Below are 14,354 nucleotides of genomic sequence, written 5' to 3'. Positions count from 1 at the left end.
TTCCATGACTGCTCAAGCATGACTAGGGTCTGTTGGGATGCAAACTGCACCAACATTCCCTTCCTGTGTGACTTATCGGCACCAAAGGCTGGGTTTGTAGACCAGATCCATCCACAAAGCCCAACTCGCAACACCAATCAGCATCAGACCCGCAATTCTGGTGCCCCAGCGCGCCCGCAATGTATTGAGATGCGACTGCCCCAGTTGCCACAACCAGGGACCCGCCAGCAGCCACACTGCGCCGCCAACGGCAAAGGCTGTCATGGACAGAGCACCTTGCCAGACTCCGCCACTCAGCGCGGCCACCAGCACTGCCGAATACAGCAAGCCGCAAGGCATCAGGGCCCAGGCAAAGCCCGCGGCCAGACTCCCTCCTGGGGCGACGACCCAGGGCTGGACCCTGGTCCAGACAGAACGCCCCGCCTGCTCCAGCCACACCGGTTGTCGCGCCTGCACCACCATGGCCAGACCCCAGGCCATGACCGCGACATGCATCAGCGTCCACAGCTTCTGCAAGGCCGTTGTCTGGCTGGTCAGCCAGGCCAGACTCTCCATGGCCACGGCAGCCACTCCGCCCAGCAGGGCATAACCAGCAATGCGTCCCAGATGAAACAGACTGGTACGCAGCCATTGGCGTTTTTGCAGGCCGTGCAAGGCGATGACCTGGCCGTCGCTGGTAGGCCTTGCACCCGTCACAACGCTGCAGGGTGCAGCGCACATCACAAGACAATGGGGCCCACCCACGAGCCCCATGATCAAAGCAGTCCAGACCAGCGAAAACAACATGCGCTAGATGATGCGCGAAAAGCGCGCGCGGTTTCGGTCGGCCTGCAAATATCGATCAAACAGCATGGCTACTCCGCGCACAAAAAACCAGCCCAGGCCCGTGACCTTGAAGCCCTCGTCGGATAGCTGAACCAGGCCATTGCGCTGCATTTCCGCCAGTGCTGCCAGCTCCCGAGCAAAGTACTCGCGGAAATTGATCAGCCAGGCCTGCTCCATCGGCTCATACAGGACGGAGCCCTGACACATGATGGCCATGATGATGGCTCTGCGCACCAGATCGTCACGCGAGAGCGCCAATCCGCGCTGCACGGGCAGCATGCCGCCATCAATGGCGTCGTAATACTCTTCCAGGGTCTTGACGTTCTGGCTGTAGGTGGCGCCCACCTTGCCGATGGCCGATACGCCCAACGCAATCAGGTCGCAATCGGGCTGGGTGCTGTAGCCCTGGAAATTGCGATGCAGGCGCCCCTGGCGCTTGGCGACGGCCAGAGAGTCGTCGGGCAGCGCAAAGTGATCCATGCCCACATAGACATAGCCGCCATTCATGAAGGCATCAATTGCGCCGGAGAGCATGTTCAGCTTGTCCTGTCCCATGGGCAAGTCAGCGGATGCAATACGCCTTTGCGGCTTGAAGCGCTCAGGCAGATGCGCATAGGCATACAACGCAATGCGGTCGGGACGCAGCTCATTGACCTGGGCCAGCGTTCGCGCAAAAGACTCGGTTGTCTGCTTGGGCAGACCGTAGATCAGGTCCACATTGATGGAGACAAAGCCCAGACGGCGGGCCTCGGCCACCAACTCAAAGACTTGCTCGGCGGGCTGCTCCCGGTGCACCGCTTTCTGCACTGCGGGATCAAAATCCTGCACGCCAAAGCTCAGGCGATTGAAGCCCATGTCCTTGAGTGCCTTCAACCTCTCGTTGCTGACCGTGCGCGGATCGACCTCGATGGAATACTCGCCGGCTGGATCGAGCTTGAAATGCTCACGCATCAGAAGCATCAGCTGCCGCAGCTCGGCATCGCTGAAGAAGGTCGGCGTGCCGCCTCCCAGATGCAGCTGGCTTACCAACTGGCCTTTACCGCAATGCTCGGTATGCATGGCCAGTTCACGGCTCAGATAATCCAGATACTCGGCAGCCTTCTCATGATGCTTGGTCACGATCTTGTTGCAGGCGCAGTAATAGCAAAGCGACTCGCAAAACGGCACATGCACATAAACGGACAGGGGCAAGGCACGTGAGCCCGAATGCGTCTTGCGCTGTTTCAATGCCAGGATATAGTCATCTGCACCAAAAGCCTCAACAAAACGGTCGGCTGTTGGGAATGATGTGTAGCGTGGGCCGGGGATATCAAAGCGGCTCAGCAACTCAGGCGTGACTGCGGTCATAACTGGGAGTTAGGGTGCGCCCACACTCTGTATAGAGCAGATTTCAATGGAAATCAGATCCTGAAAATCATGCCCGAAATAGGCAAAAGCGCATGTTTTTGAACGAATACGGGCAATGTGCCCCAAGGCAATCACCCTGTCCTTGATGAAAATCAAGAGACATCAAGGCGAGTGCTGCGACAATTTGATCCATCTCATCTTCAACCACGAGGTCAACGACCGGCGCGACTCTCCACTCTGTGTCTGTCTGCGCCGTTGCTAAAAGCCCATGAATCTTCAGACCATCAAAGCATCCTGCTCCAACTGCAATCTGCGTGAACTGTGCATGCCCATGGGCCTGGACGATGAACAAATGGAGCGTATTGACGAGATTGTGGCCACGCGCCGCAAGGTCAAGCGCGGCGGGCTGCTATTTCGCAATGGAGAAGAGTTCACCTCGCTGTACGCCATTCGCACCGGCTTCTTCAAGACCAGCGTGGCCACTGAAGACGGACGCGACCAGGTCACAGGCTTTCAGATGGCCGGCGAGATCATTGGCCTGGACGGCATCGTCAACGACCACCACACCTGCGATGCCGTGGCCCTGGAAGATGCCGAAGTCTGCATCATGCCTTTCGACAAGCTCGAGCAGCTCTCGCGCGAAGTCACGGCGCTGCAAAATCATGTGCACAAGGTCATGAGCCGCGAAATCGTGCGCGAGCATGGCGTAATGCTGCTGCTGGGCAGCATGCGCGCCGAAGAGCGTCTGGCAGCCTTTGTGCTGAACCTGGTGCAGCGTCTGTCGGCACGCGGCTTTTCGAAGTCGGAGTTGGTGCTGCGCATGACGCGTGAAGAAATCGGCAGCTATCTGGGCCTCAAGCTGGAGACCGTGAGCCGCACCTTCTCCAAGTTCGCCGAGGAAGGCATCATCGAAGTCAGACAGCGCCATCTGCGCATTCTGGATACCGATGCGCTCAAGCGCATCGTCAACAGCCAGCAATGCCAGGGCTAAGTTCAGACAGCGGGCTTTTTTGATGGCAGCGAATGCCTGCCAGAAGCTTCCCGCCGCCGAGGCCGCCGGCACAGAGAGCGACCAAGCACCATCCGGGGCCGCCACCGGCCCCGAAACTGCGGCCCTGTGCGCAGCGCTTCACTCGACCAGGGGCTCCGAGACTATGCCCTGGTTCAGATCGCTGGCCGAACGCCCCAACATGACAGTCATCAGTCCGCTGGCCACGGCGACCGCCCAGAAGGCAAAAAAGGCCAGGGTGTAAATGGCATTGCGCGACCATTCCAGAGGCGAGCCCAGCCAGTGCATGTCCAGCGGGTCCACAAAGGCAAATACCACCATTTCCATGATTGCCGCGGCCAGAAAAGCCGGCCAGACAATCCACATCCAGCGTCGAGCATCCATCGCGATTCTCCTTGGCCTGTGGTTTTGAACCCATTTTGCACAATTGCCATGACCTTCCCTGCCATACCAAGGGCATGCACTCAGATAGGAAACCCTGAACCGCTATTATTTAAAGAGCTTCCAGTGCATTCTTTGTATTGACTTAAGGTCAATATCTATCTGAAATAAGCTTTGATAAAGCGCTATGCGCTCCTGATATTGAACCCGCCCGGCCATCCTTTGCCGGTTTTTGAGCACTGCAGACAACCGTCCGACTCTGCGGTCGACCAAGACATAGAGCTCCGCCACGACCGGCCGTGCTCCAGAAAAGTCTGCAACCATAGGCGTAAAAAAAGGCCGCGGAAGCGGCCTTGAGGATGATGCGTTGAAATCGCAGTCAGCGATCCAGCGGATGATCCTTGGCTGGCGTCGCGGCATGGTTGCGCCCCGTCACTGCCGGCGCCAGGCTTTTTTCACTTTCGCTCAGGCGCTGGTTGATTTCCATGCCATGGCGGTAGTAGTCAGGGTCAATCACGGGATCGGGCCTGCTCATTGCGATGTATGCGGTGACAAAGCCGGCAATCACCACGATCACCGGGCCGGCGATGATGAGCCAGACATGGGCAAACTTCCACCAGGGCTTGCCGTCCTCAGGGTGGATGATCTTGGCCGTTTGCGAGACCTTGGCTTGTGCTGCCAACATGATGAAACCTCTTTCCAAAATTCTGACCACCCAGGCACGCATGGCAGGGTGGCATCAATTGTTGCCGATTGGCGGTGCCCTTGTCCGGCCTCCGTGATGGCTCATGAAGACCGGCAAGACTTGGCATTAACGCGGCACCAGGAACACCGTCTTTTCGGAAATACGCCCTGCTCCGGCAGTCACTGCATCCACATTGAAGTGTACGGGGTGCGAGCCGGGAGTGGCTGAGCCATACGGAATCTGCAGCCGCACCGCAATGCCACGTGTCTCTGCAGGGCCAACGCTCACTTCCTGATCGGATGCGACCTCCAGATTCTCCAGGCCCTCGGCGCTGATACGGTAGCGCTGCTCGGACTCGGTGGCGTTCATGATCTGCAGACGGTAGACGTTCTCCAGCTTGCCGCCCGCCACGATGCGCGAAAGCGCGGCACGGTCGCGAATCACGTCGACCTTGAGCGGCTCGCGCAGCACCAGACTGGCGATCATGGCGGCGCTGAGGGCTACCAGCACGGCCGAGTAGATCAGCACGCGCGGACGGAAAATGCGGCGAATCACCTGCACCTGCTTCCAGGCCTTGGCCACGGCATTCTGAGTGGTCAACCGGATCAGGCCACGCGGATACTCCATCTTGTCCATCACGGAGTTGCAGGCATCGATGCACAGACCGCAGCCGATGCACTCATACTGCAGCCCCTTGCGGATGTCGATGCCCACAGGGCAGACCTGAACGCAAAGCTTGCAATCTATGCAGTCCCCCAGGCCTTGTGCCTTGTAGTCAACGTCTTTCTTGCGCGGGCCGCGCGCTTCACCACGCTGGGCGTCGTAGCTGACGATCATGGTGTCCTTGTCGAACATGGCGCTCTGGAAGCGTGCATAGGGGCACATGTACTTGCAGACCTGCTCGCGCATATAGCCGGCATTGCCGTAGGTTGCGAACCCGTAGAACGCCACCCAGAAAATCTGCCAGCCGCCCTGGAAGGCCATCAGCTCCACACCCAGTTCACGGATGGGCACGAAGTAGCCGACAAAGGTGAAGCCTGTCCAAAGAGACAGAACGATCCAGAGAAACTGCTTGAGCGACTTCTTCCAGATTTTCTCGAAGGTCCAACCATGCTTGTCGATACGCATGCGGGCACTGCGATCGCCTTCGACCTTGCTCTCGATCCACATGAAGATCTCGGTGTAGACCGTCTGCGGACAGGAGAAGCCACACCACAGACGCCCGGCCACGGCGGTAAACAGGAACAGCCCCAGCGCGCTGATGATCAGCAGCCCCGTCAGATAGATGAAGTCCTGCGGATACAGCACCAGTCCGAACAGATAGAAGCGCCGCGCCCCGAGGTCGAACAGCACCATCTGGCGCTCACCCCACTGCAGCCAGGGCAGACCGTAGAAGACGATCTGGGTCAGGAACACCATGATCCAGCGCCAGCGCGAGAAGACGCCGCTGATGGCGCGCGAGTACACCTTCTGTTCGGAGGCGAACATGGGCATATATTCCTGACCGCCGTCCACAGGCTCAGCCGTGATCGGAATGACTTTGCGAGGTTTCTCCGGATCGCAGGGCATCGCAGTTCCTTAATATTTTTGTAATTACTGAAAATTCAAATGCGAAAAAGGCGGTGCCTCGGCACCGCCTTCATCACCCGTCTTACTTCCGGGCGCTTGCGTTGGACAGCCCCCAGACATAGGAAGCCAGCACCGCGATCTGCGCCTCGGTCAGCTTGTCCTTCTGAGCAGGCATCTCGTTCATCTTGCCATGGTTGACCATGTCGACAATGACGGACTCGCCCCAGCCATGCAGCCAGATGTCATCGGTCAGGTTGGGTGCGCCAAGCGCCTGGTTACCCTTGCCGTCCATGCCGTGGCAAGCCGCGCAGGCCACGAACTTGGACTTGCCCTGCGAAGCCTTGACGGCATCGTGGGGGCTGCCCGACAGGCTCAGCACATAGTGCGCCACATTGCGCACATCTTCCGCCGAGCCCACGGCTGCCGCCATGGGAGGCATCACGCCGATGCGGCCGTTGGTGATGGTTTCCTTGATCTTGTCGGGCGTGCCGCCATGCAGCCAGTCACCGTCGCCCAGATTGGGGAAGCTCTTGCTGCCGCGCGCATCGGAGCCGTGGCATTGCGCGCAGTTGTTCATGAACAGACGCTCGCCGATGGCCATGGCCTGGGGGTCCTTGGCCATTTCTTCGGTGGGCATGCTGACGAACTTGGCGTACATGGGCTCCAGGTCGACACGGGCCTTCTCCATTTCCTTGTCATAGGCACCATACTGGGTCCAGTCCAGCTCGCCCTTGAAGGAACCCAGACCTGGATAGGCCACCAGATAGGCCAGGCTGAAGACCACGGTGATCACGAACAGCCCCATCCACCACTTGGGCATGGGGTTGTTGAGCTCGCGCAGGTCTTCGTCCCAGACGTGACCGGTGGTGTTGTCCGTGGAAGGAACGACCTTGCGGCGCGCCACCAGCACCAGCAGCAAGAAGCAGCCGAGGATGCCGATCAGCGAAACGGCCGCGATATACACGGACCAGAAGTTGTTAAAGAAGTCGCTCATGGGATGTTCTCGTTGTAGTGATCAGACTCAGTCTTCCAGGAATGGAACCTGAGCTGCCTCGTCAAAACGGGCCTGGTTGCGGCGGGCATACGCCCACCACCAGATACCCACGAAGCACGCCAGCGATGCCAGTGTGGCCAGAACACGCATGGTGGTGATATCCATTTTCCAGTCCCTCCTCTGTTACTTGACGGCGCGACCCAGGACCTGCAGATAGGCAATCACTGCCTCCATCTCGGTCTTGTCCTTGACTTCGGCCTGAGCACCAGCGATCTCCGCATCGGTGTAGGGCACGCCCACCTTGCGCAGCGCGCTCATGCGCGTTGCCACGGCCGTGTCATCCACCTTGTTGGCTTCCAGCCAGGAGTAAGCAGGCATGTTGGACTCGGGCACCACATCACGCGGGTTGTTCAGGTGGATGCGATGCCATTCGTCGCTGTACTTGCCGCCCACACGGTGCAGGTCGGGGCCGGTGCGCTTGGAGCCCCACTGGAAGGGGTGGTCGTACACGAACTCGCCCGCCACCGAGTAGTGGCCGTAGCGCATGGTCTCGGCGCGGAAGGGACGGATCATCTGCGAGTGGCAGTTGTAGCAACCCTCGCGCAGATAGACGTCGCGTCCCATCAGCTGCAGCGGCGTGTAGGGCTTGAGACCCGCCACGGCTTCGGTCGTGGACTTCTGGAAGAACAGCGGCACGATTTCCACCAGGCCACCAATGGTCAGCACGAACAGCGTCAGCGCGATCAGCAAAAAGTTGCTGGTCTCGATCTTCTCGTGCGAAAAGCTCTTGGGAGCTGCGTTATTTTGATCAGACATTGCTTTTGCTCCTCAATGCTCAGGCGTGAGCCACCACGGCAGGCACTGCCACCTTGACGGAACGGCCGGCCATTGCGGTCTTCCAGGTGTTCCATGCCATCACCAGCATGCCGCCCAGATACAGCAGACCGCCAGTCACGCGAATCACATAGAAGGGATAGGTCGCCTTCACGCTTTCCACGAAGGTGTAGGTCAGCGTGCCGTCGGGGTTGACGGCGCGCCACATCAGGCCCTGCATCACACCGGCAATCCACATTGCGGCGATGTACAGCACGATGCCGATGGTCGCCATCCAGAAGTGCAGCTCGATCGCGGGCACGGAGTGCATTTTTTCGCGGCCGAAGAGGCGGGGAATCAGGTAGTACAGAGAGCCCATGGTGATCAGACCCACCCAGCCCAGAGCGCCGGAGTGCACGTGGCCCACGGTCCAGTCGGTGTAGTGGCTCAGCGCGTTGACGGTCTTGATGGCCATCATCGGGCCTTCGAAGGTGGACATGCCGTAGAACGACAGGGACACGATCAGGAAACGCAGGATGGGGTCGTCACGCAGCTTGTGCCAGGCACCCGACAGCGTCATGATGCCGTTGATCATGCCGCCCCAGCTGGGAGCCAGCAGGATCAGCGAGAACACCATGCCCAGCGACTGGGCCCAGTCGGGCAGCGCGGTGTAGTGCAGGTGGTGAGGACCGGCCCACATATAGGTGAAGATCAGTGCCCAGAAGTGCACGATCGACAGGCGGTACGAGTACACGGGACGACCGGCCTGCTTGGGGATGAAGTAATACATCATGCCCAGGAAGCCGGCGGTCAGGAAGAAGCCCACGGCGTTGTGGCCATACCACCACTGGACCATGGCGTCTTGCACGCCGGCATAGGCCGAGTAGCTCTTCATCCAGCCTGCAGGAATGGAGACGTTGTTGACCACGTGCAGCAAGGCCACGGCCAGGATAAAGGCACCGAAGAACCAGTTGGCCACATAGATATGCTTGACCTTGCGGATGCCGATGGTGCCGAAGAACACGATGGCATAGGACACCCAGGTCACGGTGATCAACAGGTCGATGGGCCATTCCAGTTCGGCATATTCCTTGCCCTGGGTGTATCCCAGGGGCAGGCTGATGGCCGCAGCCACGATGACCAGTTGCCAGGCCCAGAAGGTCAGGCTGGCCAGCTTGGGCATGAACAGTTTGGTCTGGCAGGTGCGTTGCACCACGTAGTAGCTGGTGGCGAACAAGGCCGAGCCACCAAAGGCGAAGATCACGGCATTGGTATGCAGCGGGCGCAGACGTCCGTAGCTCAGCCAGGGAATGCCGAAGTTGAGTTCCGGCCAGGCCAGCTGGGACGCGATAAACACGCCCACTGCCATACCTACCACCCCCCATACCACGGCCATGATAGAGAACTGTCTTACGACGGTGTCGTCGTAATAGACAGCATTGTTATTTGTTGCTTCCATCGGGCACCTCTTAGATTTCTTGCAAAGTGTTCACTGGTTTCTCATTGGGCTCGTTGAGCCACATCAATCGTCGCGAAGAATGCGCTCGCCTTCCTGTTCCACGCTCTCGAACTGGCCCCGGTACACGGCCCACCACAGGGCAGCCACAATGGCCATGACCAGAACAACCGACAGCGGAATCAATACATACAGAATGTCCATCAATGGCCTCCTTGAATCAGTGGCATGACGGTGCCCCGCAGCGCAAGGTGCGCGGGGGCGGACGCGTTGCTATCAGCAGCCTGCAGCGGCAACGCACGTGCAAGACGAGCTGCGTTGGCGACGACCAGCAAGGAGCTCAGCGCCATGCCGAGCCCTGCCAGCCAGGCAGGCATCCAGCCCACGAGGGCCAGAGGAATAGAGATCGCGTTATAGGCTGCTGCCCAGCCCAGGTTCTGGCGCACCACGGACAGGGTCCGTCGGGCCAGCAACAGGCTTTGCAACACTAACTCCAGGCTGTCTCCCAGTACCACGAAGTCTGCTCGCGATTGTGCCAGCGGCACTGCTCTACCAAAAGCAAAAGAGACATGCGCTCCGGCTAAAACTGGGCCGTCATTCAGGCCGTCGCCCACCATGGCAACTTTATGCCCTGCTGCCTGTGCCGCCTGCATGGCTGCCAGCTTGTCCTGCGGTTTGCAGTCGCCCTGCGCCTGCTCGATGCCCAGCTTGGCGGCCACAGTTTGCACCGCTGCAGAGCGGTCACCCGAGAGCAGTTGCACCGTCACGCCTTGCTGCCTCAGGTCGGCAATGACCTGGGCTGCTTCAGGGCGCACATCCTCGCTCAGATGGAACTGCGCCAGGGGCAGCCAGCCACCTTGCGATTCCTCGGCCAGCACCACGCTCTGCCCCAGCTCATGCGGAGCCAGCTCAGGCACGCCGCAATGCGCGGCCGAGCCCAGACGAAGATGGCGGCGCAAGGCGGTATTGCTGCGCGCCTGCACCCAGACATCGAGGCCGCTGCCAGCGATTTCCTGGACGGAATCCAGCAGCCATGCGCTGGCAGGCAATTCGGCCACCTCGGCCGCCTGGGCCAGTGCCTTGGAAGCGGGATGCATGGACTGGCGCGCCAGCAAGGCGGCCAACGCCAGCAGCTCATCGGTGTTTTGACCTTCAGCAGGCGTCAGCGCGCGCAGCACCAGGCCGTCGCGCGTGAGCGTTCCGGTCTTGTCGAACACCAGCGTATCCACGGCGGCCAGCGCCTCCAGCCCCTGCAGATTGCGCACCAGCACGCCGCTGCGCGCCAGGGTGCCGGCCGCCGTAAGCATGGCCACGGGGGTGGCCAGGGAAAGCGCACAGGGGCAGGTGACGATGAGCACGGCCACGGCCACCATCATGGCCTTGCCTGGGTCGGTGGGCCACCACCAGATGGCTGCAGCCAGCGCCGCCAGCAGCACCACGACGAGAAAAGGCCGGGCCACCTTGTCGGCCAACTGGGCCAGTGTTGGCTTTTGCAGCGAAGCGCTTTCCATCAGATTCACGATCTGCGCAAAGCGGGTGCCCTCACCCACGCTATCCACTCTCACCTCGACAACACTGTCAAGGTTGTAGCTGCCGGCGGTGACTGCATCGCCCTGTGCGCGCAAAACAGGCGTGGATTCGCCAGTCAGAAGAGCCTCATCGGCATGGGTGGTGCCGCGCAGAATCCGGCCGTCAGCGGGGAAAGCCTCGCCCGCGAGCACACGCACCACATCACCCACACGCAGGCGGCGCGTGGCCACACGCTCGAACTCGCCCGAGTCGGGCTGCTGACGCAGCACCGAATCCGGCAGCCGGTTCATCACGGCTTCCAATGCACCGGCCGTGCGATCGCGCAGACGCAGCTCCAGCCAGCGCCCCGTGAGCAGGAAAAAGACAAACATGGTCAGCGAGTCGAAGAAGACTTCCTGACCAAAGGGACCGGCAGGATCAAAAGTTCCCAGCGTGCTGATGACGAAGGTGATCAGCATGCCTATGGCCACGGGCAGATCCATGCTCACGCGGCGCTGGGTGATGTCCTTGAGCGCGCTCTTGAAGAACGGGCCGCAGCAAAACAGCACCACGGGCAGAGAAATCACCCAGGATGCCCAGCGCAGCAAGGTCTCCATCTCCAGCGACAGGTCGCCGGGACGCGCCGTGTAGGCAGGCCATGCATACATCATCACCTGCATCATGCACAGGCCGGCCACCAGCCAGCGCCACAGGGCACGGCGCGTCTCGGCCTGGCGCAGCTCGCGCGCAAATGCGTCGCGCGCGGGCAAGGCGCGGTAGCCCGCACGCAAGACGGCCTCCATCCATTGCGATGGAAGCACCTGGGTCGGGCGCCACTGGACACGGGCTCGGCGCGTTGCGGCGCTGACTTCGGCGGCCTGCACTCCGGGGACGGCTCTGAGCGCCTCCTCGATGGTCAGCGCACATGCAGCACAGTGCATGCCCTCCAAAACCACAAAAGAGTCCCAAACTGGGAATTCGGTCGTGTTTTCGGAGACTGGAGCCTTGGAGCCCTGGCCGGCGGGTCGGCCAAACGAGCTCCATTCTTGCGGATCGTCCAGCAGATGACTGTGCATCTGGGACACGTTCAGGAAACCGGTGTCAGCAACAGCAGGCTCTGCCGCGGATGGCTGGACAGTAGTGTGTTGGGACATGTTTCAAGCGTAACTACGCCAGATGATACCCATCTTGACATTAATCAACCGTTAACTGCCCAATCGACATATGCTTGTATTTACAACGCATGCAACCCAAGGAGAAAGCTATGTACAACCGCATTTTGATTGCTACCGACGGCACCGAACTCTCAGACAAGGCTGTGCATGCAGGCCTGGATCTGGCCGCTTTGTGCGGCGCCAGCGTGATTGCGCTCAAGGTTGTCTCGCACTATCCGCGCAGCTATCTGGAAGGCAGCGACTTGCTGGACATCAAGGAAGCCAAGCGCATTGAGGAGCAATGGACCAATCAGGCCCAGACCCTGCTGAACGGCGTCAAAGCCTTTGGCCATGAGCGCAAGGTCAATGTCACCACCGAAATCGCCCACTCCGACCTGGTAGCCGAGTCGATTGTGGAGATGGCCAAAAAGCACGACTGCGACCTGATCGTCATGGCTTCGCACGGTCGCAAGGGTCTGCAGCGCCTGCTGCTGGGCAGCGAAACCCAGCATGTGCTGACGCACTCGCCCGTGCCTGTGCTGGTGCTGCGCTGATCGGATCCCCCTGAGCCGCTTAGCGGCTTCCCTTGAGGGGATGGCATCTGTACTGGGGGACGGCCCTGGCCGGTCGCCCCGGCCGGTCGCCCTGACCGGGCGTCCCTGACCGGGCGTCCCTGACCGGGCGTCCCTGACCGGGCGTTCCTGGCCCGGCTTGTCCCAGATATTCGGTGACACAGGCCGCTCAAGGGCCGCCGTTTGCAACTCACAAATTAAAAGCAGCTTGCGTACAAGCCGCTTTATTTTTGAGTCGATTCAATGCTGAATATGGCTTACAGACTGCACAATCAGCTCACTTTTCAGGAGTCAAGTCAAAAGACAAGCGCCTGAAACACAGGCAATATTGCAGCCAAAAACCAACGCTTGGCGTCCGCTTCGACCGGGTTCAGGAGAACTCCTGCTGATACTGATCGCGCAGCAGCTTCTTCTGGACCTTGCCCATGGTGTTGCGCGGCAGGCTGTCCACCACATAGCAGCGCTTGGGCACCTTGAAATTGGCCAGCCTGGCCTTGAGCGACTCCAGAATCTTCAACCCATCCAGCTGCACGCCCTTGCGCGGCACGATGACGGCAACGCCGACCTCGCCAAAGTCCGGATGCGGCACGCCCACCAAGGCACTTTCATCCACACCGGGAAGATCGTTGATGAAGCCCTCCACCTCGGCCGGATAGACGTTGTAGCCGCCCGAGATGATCAAGTCCTTGCTGCGCCCCACAATGCTGAAATAGCCGCGCTCGTCCTGCAGGCCCACATCGCCGGTCTTGAACCAGCCGTCGGCCGTGAACTCCTCTGCCGTCTTCTCGGGCATGCGCCAGTAGCCCTTGAAGACATTGGGGCCCTGCACCTCGATATTGCCGATCTCGCCTGCGGGCAGGGCCTTGCCGTCATCGCCATGAATGCGCACGCCCACGCCAGGCAGGGGAAAGCCGACGGTTGCGCCGCGACGCTCGGCCTCATTGCCATAGCGCGCATCTGCCTGATAGGGGTTGGAGGTCAGCATGATGGTCTCGCTCATGCCATAGCGCTCAAGGATGGTGTGACCGGTACGTGTCTTCCAGGCACGGAAGGTCTCGATCAGCATGGGCGCCGAGCCCGAGATGAACAGACGCATGTGCGCAGCCATGTCGCGGTCCAGCCTGGCATCGGCCAGCATGCGTACATAAAGGGTTGGCACCCCCATGAAGACGGTCGCATCCTTGAAGCGCGCCATGACGGCCTCGGGCTCGAAGCGGGCAAACCAGATCATGGGACTGCCGTTGAGCAGCGCCCCGTGAATGGCGACAAACAGGCCATGCACATGGAAGATGGGCAGCGCGTGAATCAGCACATCGCCGTCCTGCCAGCCCCAGTAGACCTTGAGCATGGCCGCATTGCTCAGCAGATTGCCGTGGCTGAGCATGGCGCCCTTGCTGCGCCCCGTGGTGCCGCTGGTGTAGAGAATCGCCGCCAGATCGTCGGCGCGGCGCGCAGCGACCTGGTGCTCATCGCTATGGTGCGCCGCACGCTCCAGCAAGCTGCCCGTGCGATCAGTGCCGAGGGTGTAGACATGGCCCACGCCGTGGTTGAAGGCAATCTTGGACACCCAGCCAAAACAGCCGGGGGAGCAGACCACCACGGCCGGCTCGGCATTGGTGATGAAGTACTCCATCTCGGCGCTCTGGTAGGCCGTGTTCAGCGGCAGGAACACATGGCCGCTGCGCAGCGTGGCCAGGTAGAGCATCATGGCTTCGACCGACTTTTCCACCTGCACCGCAATGCGGCTGCCCTCGGGCAGATCCAGCGAGGCCAGCAGATTGGCCATGCGTGCACTGCCCTGCTCCAGATCGGCCCAGGTGTAGTAGAGGCTGGAGCCATCGGGCTCGATGGCCTCCACGGCGATTTTCGTCAGATCCGCAGGAAATGCAGCGCGCAGCGCGCTGAAAAGATTGGCTTGAGGCATGTCGGTCATCGTGATGCTGTCGAACTCGGAAACGGTGAAAGCAAAAGGTCCATGGCCATCATAGGCCCGGCCCTGGCCTGGCCGGTGGCGCAAGGCACTGGAAAAATCACTTCTTC

Annotated in this window: 14 protein-coding genes; 2 read left to right on the top strand and 12 right to left on the bottom strand. The window is 60.5% G+C overall.

All coding sequences use genetic code 11. From position 1 onward, the window contains the following. Nucleotides 1-72 precede the first annotated feature (72 nt). Both F0P97_RS10495 and hemN read right to left on the bottom strand, forming a co-directional pair. Nucleotides 73-786: a sulfite exporter TauE/SafE family protein gene (locus F0P97_RS10495; protein ID WP_182286660.1), complete on the bottom strand. Its 714-nt coding sequence runs from the start codon at nucleotides 784-786 to the stop codon at nucleotides 73-75. A gap of 3 nt (nucleotides 787-789) precedes the next feature. Beyond that, the gene (gene hemN, locus F0P97_RS10490) at nucleotides 790-2,172 is read right to left on the bottom strand and encodes an oxygen-independent coproporphyrinogen III oxidase (protein WP_182286659.1); all 1,383 of its coding nucleotides are present in this window, start codon (nucleotides 2,170-2,172) and stop codon (nucleotides 790-792) included. 268 nt (nucleotides 2,173-2,440) lie between these two features. Between hemN and fnr the strand changes: the two genes are divergently transcribed. Then, complete coding sequence (fnr, locus tag F0P97_RS10485) at nucleotides 2,441-3,163, top strand: fumarate/nitrate reduction transcriptional regulator Fnr (protein WP_182286658.1); 723 nt, start codon at nucleotides 2,441-2,443, stop codon at nucleotides 3,161-3,163. Between the two features lie 138 nt (nucleotides 3,164-3,301). Here fnr and F0P97_RS10480 read toward each other — a convergent pair whose 3' ends face one another. From F0P97_RS10480 to F0P97_RS10440, 9 genes are all read right to left on the bottom strand, one after another. Continuing rightward, the gene (locus tag F0P97_RS10480) at nucleotides 3,302-3,565 is read right to left on the bottom strand and encodes a hypothetical protein (protein ID WP_182286657.1); all 264 of its coding nucleotides are present in this window, start codon (nucleotides 3,563-3,565) and stop codon (nucleotides 3,302-3,304) included. A gap of 376 nt (nucleotides 3,566-3,941) precedes the next feature. Then, a complete protein-coding gene (locus tag F0P97_RS10475; protein WP_182286656.1) occupies nucleotides 3,942-4,247 on the bottom strand; it encodes a FixH family protein in 306 nt (101 codons plus the stop codon). A gap of 126 nt (nucleotides 4,248-4,373) precedes the next feature. Beyond that, nucleotides 4,374-5,816 carry a cytochrome c oxidase accessory protein CcoG gene (ccoG, locus tag F0P97_RS10470; protein ID WP_182286655.1) on the bottom strand — a complete coding sequence of 481 codons (1,443 nt, stop codon included), beginning with the start codon at nucleotides 5,814-5,816 and terminating at the stop codon, nucleotides 4,374-4,376. An 82-nt stretch (nucleotides 5,817-5,898) separates the two neighbouring features. Continuing rightward, complete coding sequence (ccoP, locus tag F0P97_RS10465; protein WP_182286654.1) at nucleotides 5,899-6,810, bottom strand: cytochrome-c oxidase, cbb3-type subunit III; 912 nt, start codon at nucleotides 6,808-6,810, stop codon at nucleotides 5,899-5,901. Nucleotides 6,811-6,837: 27 nt separating this feature from the next. Further along, nucleotides 6,838-6,975: a cbb3-type cytochrome oxidase subunit 3 gene (locus F0P97_RS10460; protein WP_182286653.1), complete on the bottom strand. Its 138-nt coding sequence runs from the start codon at nucleotides 6,973-6,975 to the stop codon at nucleotides 6,838-6,840. Between the two features lie 18 nt (nucleotides 6,976-6,993). Further along, nucleotides 6,994-7,626: a cytochrome-c oxidase, cbb3-type subunit II gene (gene ccoO, locus F0P97_RS10455; protein WP_182286652.1), complete on the bottom strand. Its 633-nt coding sequence runs from the start codon at nucleotides 7,624-7,626 to the stop codon at nucleotides 6,994-6,996. A 19-nt stretch (nucleotides 7,627-7,645) separates the two neighbouring features. Beyond that, nucleotides 7,646-9,082 (bottom strand): cytochrome-c oxidase, cbb3-type subunit I, encoded by a 1,437-nt coding sequence (gene ccoN / locus F0P97_RS10450; protein ID WP_182286651.1) that lies wholly within the window; start codon nucleotides 9,080-9,082, stop codon nucleotides 7,646-7,648. A 63-nt stretch (nucleotides 9,083-9,145) separates the two neighbouring features. Continuing rightward, nucleotides 9,146-9,283 (bottom strand): cbb3-type cytochrome oxidase assembly protein CcoS, encoded by a 138-nt coding sequence (gene ccoS, locus F0P97_RS10445; RefSeq protein WP_003056328.1) that lies wholly within the window; start codon nucleotides 9,281-9,283, stop codon nucleotides 9,146-9,148. Further along, on the bottom strand, nucleotides 9,283-11,664 hold the full coding sequence (locus F0P97_RS10440; RefSeq protein WP_182287164.1) for a heavy metal translocating P-type ATPase: 2,382 nt from the start codon (nucleotides 11,662-11,664) through the stop codon (nucleotides 9,283-9,285). The genes ccoS and F0P97_RS10440 overlap by 1 nt, the downstream gene beginning before the upstream one ends. Nucleotides 11,665-11,852: 188 nt before the next feature. Here F0P97_RS10440 and F0P97_RS10435 point away from each other — a divergent pair, with 188 nt between their 5' ends. Then, entirely contained in the window at nucleotides 11,853-12,296 is a 444-nt protein-coding gene (locus F0P97_RS10435; RefSeq protein WP_003063135.1) for a universal stress protein, read from the top strand. 388 nt (nucleotides 12,297-12,684) lie between these two features. On the opposite strand, the gene F0P97_RS10430 is transcribed toward F0P97_RS10435, so the two are convergent. After that, a complete protein-coding gene (locus F0P97_RS10430; RefSeq protein ID WP_182286650.1) occupies nucleotides 12,685-14,238 on the bottom strand; it encodes a malonate--CoA ligase in 1,554 nt (517 codons plus the stop codon). Nucleotides 14,239-14,354: the final 116 nt, after the last annotated feature.

The organism is Comamonas testosteroni (genome assembly GCF_014076415.1).
GTDB lineage: Bacteria > Pseudomonadota > Gammaproteobacteria > Burkholderiales > Burkholderiaceae_C > Comamonas > Comamonas testosteroni_F.
The sequence above is the reverse complement of the archived record's forward strand: the minus strand, read 5'-3'. Positions and strand labels throughout refer to the sequence as shown.

Coding starts and splice junctions, on each gene's coding strand:
- F0P97_RS10495 (WP_182286660.1), bottom strand. CDS start 786: ATGTTGTTTTCGCTGGTCTGGACTGCTTTGATCATGGGGCTCGTGGGT.
- hemN (WP_182286659.1), bottom strand. CDS start 2,172: ATGACCGCAGTCACGCCTGAGTTGCTGAGCCGCTTTGATATCCCCGGC.
- fnr (WP_182286658.1), top strand. CDS start 2,441: ATGAATCTTCAGACCATCAAAGCATCCTGCTCCAACTGCAATCTGCGT.
- F0P97_RS10480 (WP_182286657.1), bottom strand. CDS start 3,565: ATGGATGCTCGACGCTGGATGTGGATTGTCTGGCCGGCTTTTCTGGCC.
- F0P97_RS10475 (WP_182286656.1), bottom strand. CDS start 4,247: ATGTTGGCAGCACAAGCCAAGGTCTCGCAAACGGCCAAGATCATCCAC.
- ccoG (WP_182286655.1), bottom strand. CDS start 5,816: ATGCCCTGCGATCCGGAGAAACCTCGCAAAGTCATTCCGATCACGGCT.
- ccoP (WP_182286654.1), bottom strand. CDS start 6,810: ATGAGCGACTTCTTTAACAACTTCTGGTCCGTGTATATCGCGGCCGTT.
- F0P97_RS10460 (WP_182286653.1), bottom strand. CDS start 6,975: ATGGATATCACCACCATGCGTGTTCTGGCCACACTGGCATCGCTGGCG.
- ccoO (WP_182286652.1), bottom strand. CDS start 7,626: ATGTCTGATCAAAATAACGCAGCTCCCAAGAGCTTTTCGCACGAGAAG.
- ccoN (WP_182286651.1), bottom strand. CDS start 9,082: ATGGAAGCAACAAATAACAATGCTGTCTATTACGACGACACCGTCGTA.
- ccoS (WP_003056328.1), bottom strand. CDS start 9,283: ATGGACATTCTGTATGTATTGATTCCGCTGTCGGTTGTTCTGGTCATG.
- F0P97_RS10440 (WP_182287164.1), bottom strand. CDS start 11,664: ATGCACAGTCATCTGCTGGACGATCCGCAAGAATGGAGCTCGTTTGGC.
- F0P97_RS10435 (WP_003063135.1), top strand. CDS start 11,853: ATGTACAACCGCATTTTGATTGCTACCGACGGCACCGAACTCTCAGAC.
- F0P97_RS10430 (WP_182286650.1), bottom strand. CDS start 14,238: ATGCCTCAAGCCAATCTTTTCAGCGCGCTGCGCGCTGCATTTCCTGCG.